The organism is Streptomyces sp. NRRL F-5630, assembly GCF_000719475.1.
In the GTDB taxonomy this organism is placed as follows: Bacteria; Actinomycetota; Actinomycetes; order Streptomycetales; family Streptomycetaceae; genus Streptomyces.
Genome location: NZ_JOGO01000038.1, coordinates 1 through 12,997 on the forward strand (window position 1 = coordinate 1; position 12,997 = coordinate 12,997).

A 12,997-nucleotide genomic window follows, 5' to 3' on the forward strand; every position below is an offset into this window, starting at 1 on the left:
GACTTCCTCCACACCTACAACCACCACCGCTGCCACACCGCACTCGGAGGCCAACCTCCGATCAGCCGCGTCAACAACGCTCCGGGTCAATACACCTAGCGGCTCATGAGCCGAAATGGTTGTCCTTAGCACACCCGATCCCGGACGCGACCGAACGCAACCCTGATGCCTGGAACACCCCCGCGTCGTCGGGGGCCGCCTTGTAGGCAGCGTGATGGCTGGCGGAGCACCCCTGCATCGGCGGTGGGGATGTAGCCGCTGGGACAACGCCGCAGCCTCGCGGCGGACGCCGGACAGACTCCGGAGGAATACCTCCAGGCGGCCATCGCCCAGGCGCTGGCCCGCGGCCGCTCTACGCGGCGGGCACGGCTGGCCTGCGCCCTGAGCGGACTGTTCCGCGAGTCTACGCCTGAGGAGGTTGTGGCAGAAGTGGCACATCGGATCAGCAGAGTCTGACAGCGCGGCTTTCGGCCGGAAAGCGCTGAGGTCTCGACTCGCGTGCCGGGGTGGAGAGGGCCGACGGGCGGGCAGCCACTGGGGAGGATGCCAGGCGAGCTGCGTGCCGTTCGCCGGCGGACAGTGGCTGGACACGCCTACGGGCCAGGCTCGACCGGAAGCTCTGCGGCTGGGTCGTTCCACGCACGGCGACAAGCCTGATGTCGGCTGACGTCGAGTGAGGACGTACCGCTCCAGAGCCTCCCGCAGGTGCGCGATGGACCCATGGAATCGAGTCGCGGGACAGGTCCCGCCCATCCGGTCCCGGCTGCGCACCACAGAGCGCCAAATAGTTCCGTGGAGAGGCACAACTCCTCGATCGCATGGAACGTCCGGTCGACCGGAAATAGGGCGCGTCAGCCGCAAACGACGGCGCGGAAGTACTGCCAGGCACGGCGCAGGACGTCTGCGGAAAGGTGACGGTGCGGCAGCGACGCGCTGCTGCTGGTCGTAGTCGACGTGGTCACGGACGGTGTGGGCCATCAGCGCCTGCAGGGCGTGGTGGGCCAGGAGGTGGGAGTAAATTCCCGGCGGGTGCCTTCGGGCGTCTCGCCAGGACCGCACTCTTCGTGCCGGGTTGGTGAGTCTTGAGCTCGTCCAGCACCGTTTCGCTTTACCAGCCCTGCGGGTAGAGCGCGGAGGTTGGGCGGCCGGGCCGTGTTGGGGTGCCTCCCTTGGAGGGAGCTGGCCTTGGGGCCGCTCAGGCTTGGTGACGCGAACGGGCGGATGACGAGCGCCTCATCTCGGCGTCGAACTCCCGGCAGCGTGGCCCGACGGATCCTTCGGGACACGTTGGGCAGTACGCGCCGAGGTGAGCCAGAGGGAACGGGATACGGCGGCAGAGGAGGGTCCTCCGGCCGCCGCGAACGTCATCCCGTCACCGCACTGCGACAGTCGTCCGCCGCGCCCGCGACGACACCGGAGACGTAGGAGGGCTCAGGCGTTGTACTTGGCGAAGATGCGGGTACCGGCCGTCGCCGACACGATCATCAGGCCGACCACCACGGCCAGGCCGGTCAGGACGGCGTGCGAGCCGTACTCGCCGGCGAAGAATCCGCGCATGGCGTCCACCGCGTACCGCAAGGGGTTGGCGGAGCCGATGGTCTTCAACCAACTGGGGGCGTACGAGAGCGGCAGGAGGATGCCGGACAGTAGCATGAGCGGCAGGGCAATGCCATTGAGGACGGGCGCGAAGAGCCACTCCGATGTCAGCTTCAGTGCCAGCGAGTAGGAGAGGAAGGCCAAGCTGATCCCGACGAGCATCATCATGGCGATGGCGGCCAGTACGCCCCCTACGGGAGCACGCAGCCCGAACAGCAGGGCGATGAGGACGATGATGACCGACTGGATGAACAGGGCCAGCACGTCCCAGAGCACCCGCCCCAGCAGCAGCCCGAGCCGGCTCGCCGGGGTTACCCGAAGCCGTTCCAGATAGCCGGAGCGGACATCGGGGATCAGACCGAACCCGGCGTAGCCGGTGGCGAACAGGCCCAGTTGGACGAGCAGGCCAGGAATGTAGATCTGCCAGGCGGACGGGCCGCTCTCCGGCAGCATTTTGACCAGGAGCGGGCCGAAGAGGGCCATGTAAACCAACGGTTGGACGAGGCCGATGAGCAGGCCCATCCTCTTCTGCGCGGCGGCCGAGGCCTCGTCCCGGAAGACGATTCCCGCATCTCGAATCGTGTGCATCATTGGGCGCCCCCCTCAGGCGTGGACGGCGTCCGCGTCCGGCTGCGGACTGCGGTCGGTCATGGTCATGAAGACGTCGTCGAGCGAGGGCCTCGCCACGCGCAGGGACTCCGCCCGGATGTGCGCGGACTCCAATGCGCGCAGAAGGTCGGCGAGGATGCGCTCGGCGCCTCGGCAACTGACCGACAGCACGGTGCCGTTCACCGAGACGCCGTGGACCTCTGCGTGGGCGTCGATCAGTTCGGCGGCTCGCGCCGCGTCGCCGTCCACCTCGATCTCGATGGTGTCGTGGGCGATGGCGGCCTTCAGGTTCTGCGGGCTGTCCTCGGCGATGATGCGGCCCTTGTCGATGATCAGGACCCGGTCGCAGAGGTTGTCGGCCTCGTCCAGGTAATGGGTGCTGAGGAACACGGCGGTGCCGTGCTCGTCGCGCAGGCGACGGATGTGTTCCCAGACACCGTTGCGGCTCTCGGGGTCGAGGTTGGCGGTGGGCTCGTCGAGGAAGAGCAGCTTTGGTTCGTGTACCAGACCGAGTGCCATGTCGACGCGGCGGCGCTGGCCGCCCGAGAGGGTCTGGATGACACGGTTCGCCAGCTCTTCGAGACCGAGCTGCGCGATCACCTCGTCGGCGCGGGCTTCGGCCTCGGGGCGGGACATCCCGTAGAGGCGGGCCTGCAGGACGATGTCCCTGCGGACCGGGGAGCTGGGCTTGGATCCGCCTGCCTGGGAGACGTAGCCGATGTGCATCCGGACCTTCGCCGCCTCCTGCAGCAGATCGCATCCGGCGATGGTGGCCGTGCCCGAACTCGGGCCGAGCAGGGTGGTGAGCATTCGCATGGTGGTGGTCTTGCCGGCACCGTTGGGGCCGAGAAAACCGACGATCTCCCCCGCGTTCACTGTGAAGTCGACTCCGGCCACCGCCTCGACGCGGCCCTGCTTGGTATGGAAAGTCTTGGCCAGCCCCTTGGCCTGGATCATGGGTAATGCCTCCTGTGACGGATCCTGTACGGCACGCTCGTGCGATGCGGGTAGTGCGGTCATGCCTGCAGTCCTTCGCGCTCTTCCTGCTCTTCTTGATCGGCCCATACCTGGCGGCCCTCCTTGGTGGTGAGTTCGGGCCAGGTGAGGGTGCCGTCCTGGATCTCGCTGACGATCCGGCCGGCCCAGTCCCGCTCGGCCTCGGCCATGGTCAGGGCGTATTCGAGTTCGATCACGAACAGCCGTGGCGTCTGCTGGCGTAGCACCTCGGACTGCGCCTGACGCGCCTGGTCGATCTCCTCATCCAGCCGGGCAATGCGTTCCCGCAGAGCCAGGACCGCGCGTTCCGGCCCCAGGACGCCGAGGTAGCTCACCGCGGCGAGGAAGCTGGGATATTCCTTCACCGGTGTGCGGACGAGTTCGTCCAGCCAGCTCATGAACTCCTTGCGGCCCAGCTCGGTATGGGCGTACACCTTGCGCTCCGGCCGGCGTCCGGCGCGCTCGGTGCTGTGTTCGGCGATCCAGCCCGCCCGGACGAGCGATTCGACGACGTCGTAGAGCGAACCGGTCTTGATCTTGAAGCTGGTGTCCTTGTTGCGTTCCCGCAGGGTCGTGGCCATCTCGTACGGATGCATCGGCTGCTCCAGCAGCAGTCCGAGGACCGCGAGCCCGAGCAGGTTGGAGACCGGCCGTTTGCGCGCCGCCATCTTTCAACCTCCTTTAGTCGGAACCGACTATACGGCATCGACTTGTGCATCGATCGACCGACGCATCGGCTGACGGTCAAGTAGTGGCGGACTCTGACTGGAGCCGCAGCAGAAACTCGGCCGTAGGGCCGGAGTCCGGTCGCAGGGCGTCCGGACGGCCGCAGTGCAGGACCGTGCCGCCGGCCTCTCCGCTGCCCGGCCCCATGTCGATCAGCCAGTCCGCGGCGGCGGCCAGGTGCAGGTCGTGCTCGGCGAGTACGACGGTGTTGCCCGCGGCGAGGAGCACGTCGAAGGCGTCGACGAGAACCTGGACATCCGCCGGGTGCAGACCGGTGACCGGTTCGTCCAGCACGACCAGACCGGGCTGCCGCGAGCCCTTGGTCAGCGCGGCCGCCAGCTTCAGCCGCTGTGCCTCACCGCCGGAGAGCACCGTGGCGCTCTGCCCGAGCCGCAGATAGCCCAGACCTGTCTGCCGCAGGGCCGTGAGCACCGATCGCAGTGCGGGAGTGTCGAGGACCTCGGCGGCCTCGTCGACGGTCAGGTTCAGAACCTCGTCGATGGCCAGGCCTTGGTAGGTCACCGCGAGCACGTCGGACCGGTACCGCCTGCCCTCACAGACGTCGCACGTGACCCAGACGTCGGGCAGGAAGTTCATGTCGACCTGCCGTACGCCGTACCCGGTGCACGGCTCACATCGGCCACCCGGCGAGTTGAAGGAGAAGGAGGCTGCGGTGAGCCCGCGGCGGGCGGCGGCGTCGGTGGCCGCGAAGAGGTTACGGATCAGGTTGAAGGCCTTGGTGTACGTGGCCGGGTTGGAGCGCGGTGTTCGGCCGATGGGCTCCTGGTCCACCACGGTCGCCCAATGCAGGGGGCCCGCCCAGGTCACTCCGCCCACAGCCGGCGCACCCGTGCCGTCCAGCCGGCCCTGCACCGCGTCGGCCACGCCCTCGATGAGCAGGGTGCTCTTGCCGCTGCCGCTCACTCCGGTCAGGCAGGTCAGCGCTCCCAGCGGGATGTCGATCCGGTCGGCACGCAACGTGCGCACCGCGACGTCGGTCAAGGTCAGCATCCGGTCGTCTCGGACCGGGCGTCGATCGCGCCGCACCCGCCCGCCGCGCATGGCCAGGTAGCGGCCGGTCAGCGATTCGGGTGCGGCCATCACGTCCTGTGGAGTGCCCTGGGCCACGAGCCGCCCGCCGCCGCGTCCGGCCTGCGGACCGATGTCGATCACCCAGTCCGCCCGCCCGATCAGCTCGGGATCGTGCTCGATCATGAGGACGGTGTTCCCGGAGCCGCGCAGTTCTTCGATGAGCTCGCCCAGCCGCTCTTTGTCGGCCGGGTGCAGCCCCGAGGACGGCTCGTCGAGGACGAACGCCACCCCCGACAGCTCGGTGCACAACTGGGCCGCAACCCGCGCGCGTTGCAGTTCCCCGCCCGACAGCGTCGAAGCCGGCCGCGAGAGCTGGACGTGTCCGACACCGAGTCGGACCAGCAGCCGGAGCCTCGCCTGCAGGGCGGGCAGTACGGCCTGAGCGGCCTCCTGCTGGGCCGGTCCGAGTGTCGCGGCCAGGCGTTCGCCCCAGTCCAGGACTTCTAGGACAGGGCAGTCGAGCAGCTCGTGCAGGCGCCGCCCGCTGAGCCGGACCGTACGGGCGATCGCTCCCAGGCCCGTCCCTTCGCACTCGGCGCACGGCTCGTTCCTGACGAAGGGCGCGTAGGACTCCCGGACGGCAGGGCTGGGGGCGCCGGCGTACAGCCGCTCGGCCTCGGCGACTGCCCCCGGCCAGGGGCGGCTGTTGCGGACGCTGACCGAAGTGCCGCTCTTCTTCATGGTTGTCTCGTAGGCGATCTCAAGCTCCTCGTCGCCGGTGCCGTACAGCACCGCGTCACGGAAGTCCCCGGGCTGCTCCTGCCAGGCCATGTCGAGATCCGTCCCGAGGCGCTCGGCCAGCGCTGCCACCGTCGCCCGCTCGGGGGTGCGCGCCATGGTGAACCACAGCGATGCCCCGGCCAGCAACGGCAGGCCGGGCTCGGTGATCAGCAGCGCCTCCTCTGACCGAGCCCTGCCCCCGCTGCCGCGGCACTCCGGACAGCACCCCTCCGGCGCACCTGGGTTGAACTGCGCCGCCTTCAGCACGGTACCCAGTGCTGGGTCCCAGTCCCGGTCCAGCGGAGGCAGTCGGGCGAAGGCCAGGCCGAGGTAGTCGCTCACGCCGGTGACCGTGGCCATCGTGGACCGCGGGCTGCGGGCCGGGATCCGCTGGTCGACGGCGAGTGTGGGGGGCAGCCCGTCGATCCGGTTCACCTGAGGACGGTCCCGGGGGGTGATGAACTGGCGGACGAACGGGCTGATCCCCTCCAGATACCGCAGCTGGGCCTCGGCGTGGATGGTGTCGATCAGCAGGGAGGTCTTGCCGCTGCCGCTCACGCCCGAGAACGCGACGACCTTCCCCTTGGGCACCGAGACCGACAGGTCCTCCAGGTTGTGCGTACGTGCACCGACCACCTCGATGGCGTGCTCTTCAGATCCCATGACACCCTCCTCGGATTCCGATATTCGGACCCGAATATAAGGGTTCGGCTATTGTGCTTCAAGGGCGATCAGCACCAGGAGGACCGAACCAGCGGGCCAGACCCGAGCGCAGCCCGGCGGGCGTGTCGTCCGCCGAACCCGCCCAGGCGACATAGCCGTCGGGACGGACCAGTAGTGCCTGGGCCGACGGCTCCAGGGCCGCCTCCCCGGCGACCACGGACACCCGGTCGGCCCACGGCCGCGCCGCGTCCCGCAGATCAACGCGCCCCGCCAGGTCGAGCAGCAGGGGCCGGGCAGGCCGCAGTAGTTCGGCCACCGGCACCGGCTCTCCCGGCCGGCCGGACAGCACCAGATGGCCCGCGAAGCGCCCCGCCCACGGATGTGCCGCCGCTGGCGGCTCGGGCGTGACCGTTGGGTAGCGCACATCGGTGCCGGTGATCATTCCGGCGAAGTAGCGGTTGACCTCGTCGATGCCGAGCAACTCCTCGACGAAGCCGCGCAGCGGGGTGGTGTGCTGCTCGTCCGGCCGCATCAGGGCCAGCTGCGCGCGCGTATTGAGCAGGACCCGTTCGGCGACGGGATGCCGCTCGTCGTGGTAGGTGTCGAGCAGTTCCTCCGAACCCCAGCCGCAGATCCGGGCCGCCAGCTTCCAGCCCAGGTTGACCGCGTCCTGCAGGCCGGTGTTCAGTCCCTGGCCGCCGATCGGGAAGTGCACATGCGCCGCGTCACCTGCCAGCAGCACGCGACCGCAGCGGTATCGCTCCGCCTGCCGGCTGGCGTCACCGAACCGGGACAGCCACGTCACCGGCTCGGTCAGCTCCAGCGGCTCACCCCGCACGCGTGCGACCGCGGCGTTGAGCTGCTCAAGGGTCACGGGCCCCTCGTCCGCCGAGCGCCCGCGTCCGTACTCGATGGCGACCACCCGCCCCGTGCCCCCCTCCGGCGGAAAGGCCAGGATCAGAATGCCGTCGGGGGTGCGCTCCCAGCGGCGCGGTACATTGCGTTCGGGGGTGTGCACGTAGCCGATCAGCGCGGTGACGGTGGCCTCGGTGCCGGGGAAGCCGATTCCGGCCAGCCGTCGCACCGTGCTGCGCCCGCCGTCGCAGCCGACGACATAGCGGGCCCTGATGCGGTAGGGACCCCGCGGGCCCTCCACCATCACTTCCACACCCTCTGCGTCCTGGTGCAGCCCGGTCACCTCGTGGCCGCGGCGGATCTCCACCCCGACCCGGTCCGCGTGCTCCGCCAGCAGCTCCTCGGTGCGCGACTGCGGGACCAGGGCGGTGTACGGGTGCCGGGTGTCCATCAGACCGAAGTCCAGGCCCTGGCTGAAGATCCCGGCGAAGGGAAGCCCCTTGGCGAGCTGGGTCCTCTCCAAGAAGCGGTCCAGCAGCCCGCGCAGGTCCAGCATCTCCACGGTCCGGGCGTGCAGGGCCCCCGCCCGGTCGTGCTCGACGGGCTCGACGAGCTTCTCGAGAACCAGGGCCTGCGCACCGCCGGCCCGCAGCTCCCCGGCCAGCATCAGGCCGACCGGGCCTCCGCCCACCACCACGACATCCGTGGTGAAGCCGTCGTCGACTGTGTTGTCGTTCTGCATCATGCGCCTTCCGTGATCGATTCGACCGGTACGGAACACCGGGCGACCAACTCCTCGAAACCACTGGCGATCTGGGCCGGGGAAGGGCGGGTCAGGGCCTGGCCCTGGAGTGCTGCGGCGGCCCGGGCGTACCGGTCGTCGGTGACCAGCTGTTGTGCCGCCGCCTCGACGGCGTCCGGATCCGCGTCCTGTGAGCCCAGGTGCAGTCCGACGCCCGCTTCCGCCAACCTCCCGCCGTTCAGGGCCCGTTCGAACGTGTCGCTCACGACGAGCTGAGGCAGTCCGCGGGCGACGGCACCCAGGGCGGTGTTGGCCCCGCCGTGGTGGACGACCGCCGTGCACGAGGGCAGCACGGCGTGCAGCGGCACACCGGACACCGTGCGTACCTTGGCGGGCAGTTCGCCCAGCCGGGCCAGGTCCTCGGGGCGCGCCACCAGCACCACCTCGGTGCCGGGCCGCGACAGGCCGCGGACTGCTCGCATCAGGGGATGACCGCCCGGCACACCGTCGGTGAACGTCCCCCAAGTGACGCAGATCCGCTCCTCTTCGGGTAGATCGAGTAGCCAGGTGGGCACCGTCCCGGGCCGGTCCACCGGAACGAAGCGGATCGGCACCTTCTCGCCCGGACCCAGCCGCTGCATCGGAGCGGGACAGGGGTCGACCACCAACTCCCGCGCCGACGGCGGCCACACGCTCCCGGGCACCTCGGCCGTCACCAGCTCGCGCGCCCTTTCGCGCAGCCAGGCACCGTGCGGCGTACCGAAGACGTCTGGCCCCCACAAGTGCCGCAGAGCGGGTATTCCCCGAGCCGCGGCAACCGCCTCGGCTGCGAAGGCCACCGGCTCGTGCACCACCGCGTGCGGCTGCCAGTGGTCGATGAGCGCCGCCAGTCCGCCGAGCATGGCCAAAGCGTTCTCGGCGAACATGCGGGTCAGAGCGTCCTTCTCCCGGTAGTACGGCTCGCCGGGGACTCCCCGCACGTTCTCGCGGTGCCGCCGCGCGAACCCGCCGTCCGTGCTCACCCTCACCACGGCGAGTCCCAGTGCCAGAGCACCGGGTGCCGTGTCGGCGTCGCACGCCACCCGCACGTCGTGCCCGGCGGCCCGCAGGGCCCAGGCGAGCGGAACCATCGGAGCGAGGTGGGAACTGGAGACGGACGTCACGAACAAGATGCGCATGAAAGCCCCTGATCCTGTACGTCGGAAACGGGGCCGACGCTAGGCAGGTGCCCTAGAGGCTGGCATGAGCCCGGGCCGTGCCGTTTCTTCCAGCGCCGCTCGAGTACAGCGCGACCCGCTCCCAGGAGGCTTCGTGCGAGGAGTGTTCGCGTCGTAGCTGCGCGGTCGACGGCTGGGCGCCGTGGCTCCCACCTGGGCTGAAGGTAGGTCGCAATGAAGGTTCTGGTCTGTTCCACTCCGCTGCTCGGGCACCTCAACCCCATGCTTCCGTTGTCCTGGGCGCTGCGTGCCGAGGGGCATGAGGTCCTGGTGTCCACGGACGAGGGCTTCGCTCCCCGGGTCCTCGAGCGCGGGCTGCCCGTTGCCGCGCTGTCTCCTGTGGCACTGCAGGAGGTGATGGCCCGAGACCGGGTCGGCAGGCCGGTGCCCCACACTCCCGAAGCGGACCGGGTGTGGCGCAGCGGCCACGGTTGGGGGCGTTTGGGGGCCCGGCACCTCGTGGAGACGGCCGCGTTGATGCGCCGGTGGCGGCCGGACCTGGTCGTCACCGACCCGGTGGAGTTCGCGGGACCGCTGGCAGCCGCACGGCTGGGCATACCCTGGATCGAGCACGGCTGGGGCATCCGGCCCAGCCCCGAGTTCGCGCTGGCCGCCGAGGAGGAACTCGAGCCCGAGATCGAAGAGTTCGGGCTGAGAGGGCTCCCCCGGCCGACCCGCATCCTGGACACTTGCTCGCCCACCCTTCAGCGCCCGGGCGCGTCCGGTGACCCCATGCGTCACATACCGGTGACCGGTCCCGCCGAACTGCCCGGCTGGCTGGACGAGCCCAGGCGCCGCCCTTTGGTGTGCCTCACCTTCGGGAGCCTGCTGCCCTCCTTGGCGCCGGACAGGCTGCGGGCCCTGACCAGCTGGCTGATGCACACGCTCCCCGCACTCGGTGTGGAGGTCGTGGTGGGCATCGACCCGGCACATGCGGAGGCGCTGCGGCCGGTGCCGCCGGGCGTCCTGTCCGTGGGCTGGCAGCCCCTGGACCACGTGGTGCCCCGGTGTGCCGTACTGGTCCATTACGGGGCGTCCGGTACGACGATGGCCGCGGTGGCCGCCGGGGTGCCTCAGGTGGTGCTGACCATCCCGATCGCGGACGCCCCGGACAACGCGCGGCGCATCGAGGCAGCTGGGCTGGGCATCGTCCTGCCCGGTCTCGACCTCGATGCGGAACAGGTCGTCGCGGCCTGCCGGGCCCTGCTCACCGAACCTTCCTGGAAGGCCCGGGCCGCCGGGGTCGCCGCGGAGCAGATCGGTCGGCCGACGCCTGGCGAGGTCGCGGCGGAGTTCACGACCGCGTTTGGCTGAGTGCTGCACCGCGAGTGAGGACGAGTGGGCGGCCATCCCTGACACCGGGACGGCCGCCCACTCGACTTCCACCAGCGGATCTCGCCTTTGCGTGGGCGTGGTCAGGACGCGCGTGGTGTGAGGGCCGGGCGAGGGGAGGCGGCGGCGCGAGGCCGGGAAGATGCCCGGCGTAAGGCACGCGGCGCAAGGACCGGGAGAGCCCGCGCGTGGGCTGGGGAGAGCGCGCGGCGTAGGTGGAGTCGGCGCCGGCCGGGCTTGGGCCCCACGCCCACCTGCCACGCCGCGCGCGGCCCACCCGCCCCGCCCCACGGCCGAAACGGCGGTCCCGGTGTGCTCGTGGGACCGCCGTACCTGTGCGGCTCAGCCGGGCTTGCGGGCCACCAGGAGCCGGTCGTGCGTCATCGTGTCCAGAGGGATCACCTGCTCCACCTCATAGCCGATCTCCTCCGCCCAGGCCGAGATGTCACGCACCCGGTACTCAGAACCGCCGTCGAGGATGACGGAACACACCAGGCTCTGCAGATACGCCCCCGGCTCGGAGCTCTCGTCGAGCATCGCGTCGTAGACCAGCAGCATGCCGCCCGGGGGAAGGGCGTCGAAGGCCTGGGCCAGCAGCTTCTTGCGGGATTCCTCGGGATGGTCGTGCAGGACGTGCCCGAAGAGGATCACGTCGGCACCGGGCAGGGGATCGTTGAAGAAGTCGCCACCCACGAAGCCGACCCGGTCCGTGGTGCCGCGTGCCGCCATGTGCTCGTCGAACAGCGGCTCGACGCCGGGTACGTCGAAGACCGAGCCCTTCAGGTTCGGGTGGTCCAGCACCAGTCGGGCCGCGACGTTGCCGCGGGCCCCGCCGACGTCCACGAAGGTCGTCCACCGGCTCCAGTCCAGCACGTGGCTCAGTTGCGCGGCCACGAACTGGTTGAAGGTGTCCATGTGATCGAGGAATCGGCGTGCCCGGTCCAGGTCCGGCTGCTCCTCCACCACCGCACCCGCGGTGATGTTCCGCCCCGAGGTGGCCTTGCCGTCGCGCAGCGCATCGGCGAAGCGGTTCCACAGCTCGTAGTGGACCCGGCCGTGCTGGAGCACGGCGCCGCCGATGTAGTGCGGCCGGCCGGGGACCAGGAAGTGGTCGGCGCGGGAGGCGTTGGCGTAGCCGCCGCCGTCGAAGGTCAGCAGGCCGAGTCCGACCAGTGCTTCCAGCCAGTCGCTCACCAGATGGGAGTGCAGCTCAGCGTACTCGCGGATCTCCGCCTCGGTGCGCGGACCCGCGGCGAGGAACTCGAAGAGGCCCAACTCCAGTGCGGTGTGCAGCACTCGGGCCCGGGTGTAGGCGACATTGAGCTGGAGGACCTCGCGAGCCTCGGCCAGCGAGGGTGCCTCCGGCGTGGCGTTCGTCATCACGTGCCTTTCGGTCGAGGGGGGATGAAGGAGGGAGGTCAGAGCCTTTCGGCGATCAGGAGACGCAGCGGTACCCCGCCCACCTGGTGCAGCTGCGGCTCCCCGAAGCCGGTGGCGGTCAGGAGGTCGCGGTAGGTCTCCAGCGCGTGCGACTCGCCCTCGTGGGTCCAGGCCAGCATCAGCGCGGCGAACAGATGGGGAACCGGGTCGGAGGCCGGGTCATGGCCGTCCGCGGTGACCGCGACGATGCCGATCCGCCCGCCCGGCCGGGTCACCTGCGCCAGCCGGCGCAGCATGTCGCCGGCGCGCTCGGCGGAGAAGTGGTGCAGCACATTGGTGATCAGCGACAGGTCGTACGGACCCCCCAGCGGCACCTCGAACATGTCGCCGGGCGTCAGCTCGACCCGGTCCAGTATCCCGAGGCGCTCCGCGTGGCCCCGGGAGAACTCCAGGACGTTGGCCCAGTCCACGGAGCGGACCCGGGCCTGCGGGTTGCGCTGCGCCACCGTGTAGCCGTACAGCCCGTGCCCGCAGGCGACGTCCAGGATGTCCAGACGCTCACGGCCCTCGGCCCACGGGGCCAGCGTCTCCGCCAGGAGATCGGCGACGAGGGGCGTGTGCGGGGTGGGATTGCGTGCCAGGTCCTCCCAGAAGGGGTACTCCGGGGTCTCGGCGTTGGTGTCCAGCACAGTCCCGCCGCGCCGGACCGCGTCCGAGAGCCGGCCCAGTGCCTCCCACTCGTAACGGCTGACCGCCAGCCGGAGGGTGTCGCCGAAGAAGCCCGGGCTGGACCGGACCAGCACGCGGTCGACGCCGGGCGCCAGCCAGAAGCGCTTGCCGTCCGTGTTGAGCAGTTCGATGGCCGCGAGCCCCCGCAACAGCACGCGCACGCCCCGTGGGGGAACGCCCAACTGTGCGGCAACGGTCTCGGGGTCGGCCGGGCCGTCCGCCATCGTGTCGAAGACGGCGAGGTCGAGCCCGGCGCACAGCACTCCGGCACGGCGCACCGCCTGGGCCATGTTCAGCAGGGTGAACTCGTCGATCGTGGAAAGGGTGGTCTGTGTCACGA

Annotated in this window: 9 protein-coding genes and 1 pseudogene; 2 read left to right on the plus strand and 8 right to left on the minus strand. The window is 70.2% G+C overall.

Annotated elements, in window-relative coordinates:
• Positions 1-99, plus strand: a pseudogene (locus tag IF99_RS33505) (IS481 family transposase); the annotation flags it as partial.
• A gap of 1,332 nt (positions 100-1,431) precedes the next feature.
• On the opposite strand, the gene IF99_RS0118445 reads toward IF99_RS33505, so the two are convergent.
• The 6 genes from IF99_RS0118445 to IF99_RS0118470 all read right to left on the minus strand — a co-directional run bounded on the left by IF99_RS0118445 (position 1,432) and on the right by IF99_RS0118470 (position 9,177).
• Entirely contained in the window at positions 1,432-2,187 is a 756-nt protein-coding gene (locus tag IF99_RS0118445; RefSeq protein ID WP_051703556.1) for an ABC transporter permease, read from the minus strand.
• A gap of 12 nt (positions 2,188-2,199) precedes the next feature.
• Positions 2,200-3,162: a daunorubicin resistance protein DrrA family ABC transporter ATP-binding protein gene (locus IF99_RS0118450; RefSeq protein ID WP_030997635.1), complete on the minus strand. Its 963-nt coding sequence runs from the start codon at positions 3,160-3,162 to the stop codon at positions 2,200-2,202.
• Positions 3,163-3,221: 59 nt separating this feature from the next.
• Entirely contained in the window at positions 3,222-3,869 is a 648-nt protein-coding gene (locus IF99_RS0118455) for a PadR family transcriptional regulator (protein WP_051703557.1), read from the minus strand.
• Between the two features lie 76 nt (positions 3,870-3,945).
• A complete protein-coding gene (locus IF99_RS0118460) occupies positions 3,946-6,402 on the minus strand; it encodes an excinuclease ABC subunit UvrA (RefSeq protein WP_030997637.1) in 2,457 nt (818 codons plus the stop codon).
• 58 nt (positions 6,403-6,460) lie between these two features.
• Complete coding sequence (locus tag IF99_RS0118465) at positions 6,461-8,002, minus strand: FAD-dependent monooxygenase (RefSeq protein ID WP_234340744.1); 1,542 nt, start codon at positions 8,000-8,002, stop codon at positions 6,461-6,463.
• Positions 7,999-9,177 carry a nucleotide disphospho-sugar-binding domain-containing protein gene (locus IF99_RS0118470; protein WP_030997639.1) on the minus strand — a complete coding sequence of 393 codons (1,179 nt, stop codon included), beginning with the start codon at positions 9,175-9,177 and terminating at the stop codon, positions 7,999-8,001. Before IF99_RS0118470 ends, IF99_RS0118465 begins: the two co-directional genes overlap by 4 nt.
• A gap of 213 nt (positions 9,178-9,390) precedes the next feature.
• Here IF99_RS0118470 and IF99_RS0118475 point away from each other — a divergent pair, with 213 nt between their 5' ends.
• Positions 9,391-10,530 carry a glycosyltransferase gene (locus IF99_RS0118475; protein WP_030997640.1) on the plus strand — a complete coding sequence of 380 codons (1,140 nt, stop codon included), beginning with the start codon at positions 9,391-9,393 and terminating at the stop codon, positions 10,528-10,530.
• A gap of 360 nt (positions 10,531-10,890) precedes the next feature.
• On the opposite strand, the gene mtmMI is transcribed toward IF99_RS0118475, so the two are convergent.
• Both mtmMI and IF99_RS0118485 read right to left on the minus strand, forming a co-directional pair.
• Positions 10,891-11,928 carry a demethylpremithracinone o-methyltransferase gene (gene mtmMI, locus IF99_RS0118480; RefSeq protein WP_030997641.1) on the minus strand — a complete coding sequence of 346 codons (1,038 nt, stop codon included), beginning with the start codon at positions 11,926-11,928 and terminating at the stop codon, positions 10,891-10,893.
• Positions 11,929-11,966: 38 nt separating this feature from the next.
• Complete coding sequence (locus tag IF99_RS0118485; RefSeq protein ID WP_107048982.1) at positions 11,967-12,995, minus strand: class I SAM-dependent methyltransferase; 1,029 nt, start codon at positions 12,993-12,995, stop codon at positions 11,967-11,969.
• Positions 12,996-12,997: the final 2 nt, after the last annotated feature.

Excerpts from the sequence above, each read along its gene's own strand:
- IF99_RS0118445 (WP_051703556.1), bottom strand. The coding sequence starts at position 2,187 with ATGATGCACACGATTCGAGATGCGGGAATCGTCTTCCGGGACGAGGCC.
- IF99_RS0118450 (WP_030997635.1), bottom strand. The coding sequence starts at position 3,162 with ATGATCCAGGCCAAGGGGCTGGCCAAGACTTTCCATACCAAGCAGGGC.
- IF99_RS0118455 (WP_051703557.1), bottom strand. The coding sequence starts at position 3,869 with ATGGCGGCGCGCAAACGGCCGGTCTCCAACCTGCTCGGGCTCGCGGTC.
- IF99_RS0118460 (WP_030997637.1), bottom strand. The coding sequence starts at position 6,402 with ATGGGATCTGAAGAGCACGCCATCGAGGTGGTCGGTGCACGTACGCAC.
- IF99_RS0118465 (WP_234340744.1), bottom strand. The coding sequence starts at position 8,002 with ATGATGCAGAACGACAACACAGTCGACGACGGCTTCACCACGGATGTC.
- IF99_RS0118470 (WP_030997639.1), bottom strand. The coding sequence starts at position 9,177 with ATGCGCATCTTGTTCGTGACGTCCGTCTCCAGTTCCCACCTCGCTCCG.
- IF99_RS0118475 (WP_030997640.1), top strand. The coding sequence starts at position 9,391 with ATGAAGGTTCTGGTCTGTTCCACTCCGCTGCTCGGGCACCTCAACCCC.
- mtmMI (WP_030997641.1), bottom strand. The coding sequence starts at position 11,928 with ATGACGAACGCCACGCCGGAGGCACCCTCGCTGGCCGAGGCTCGCGAG.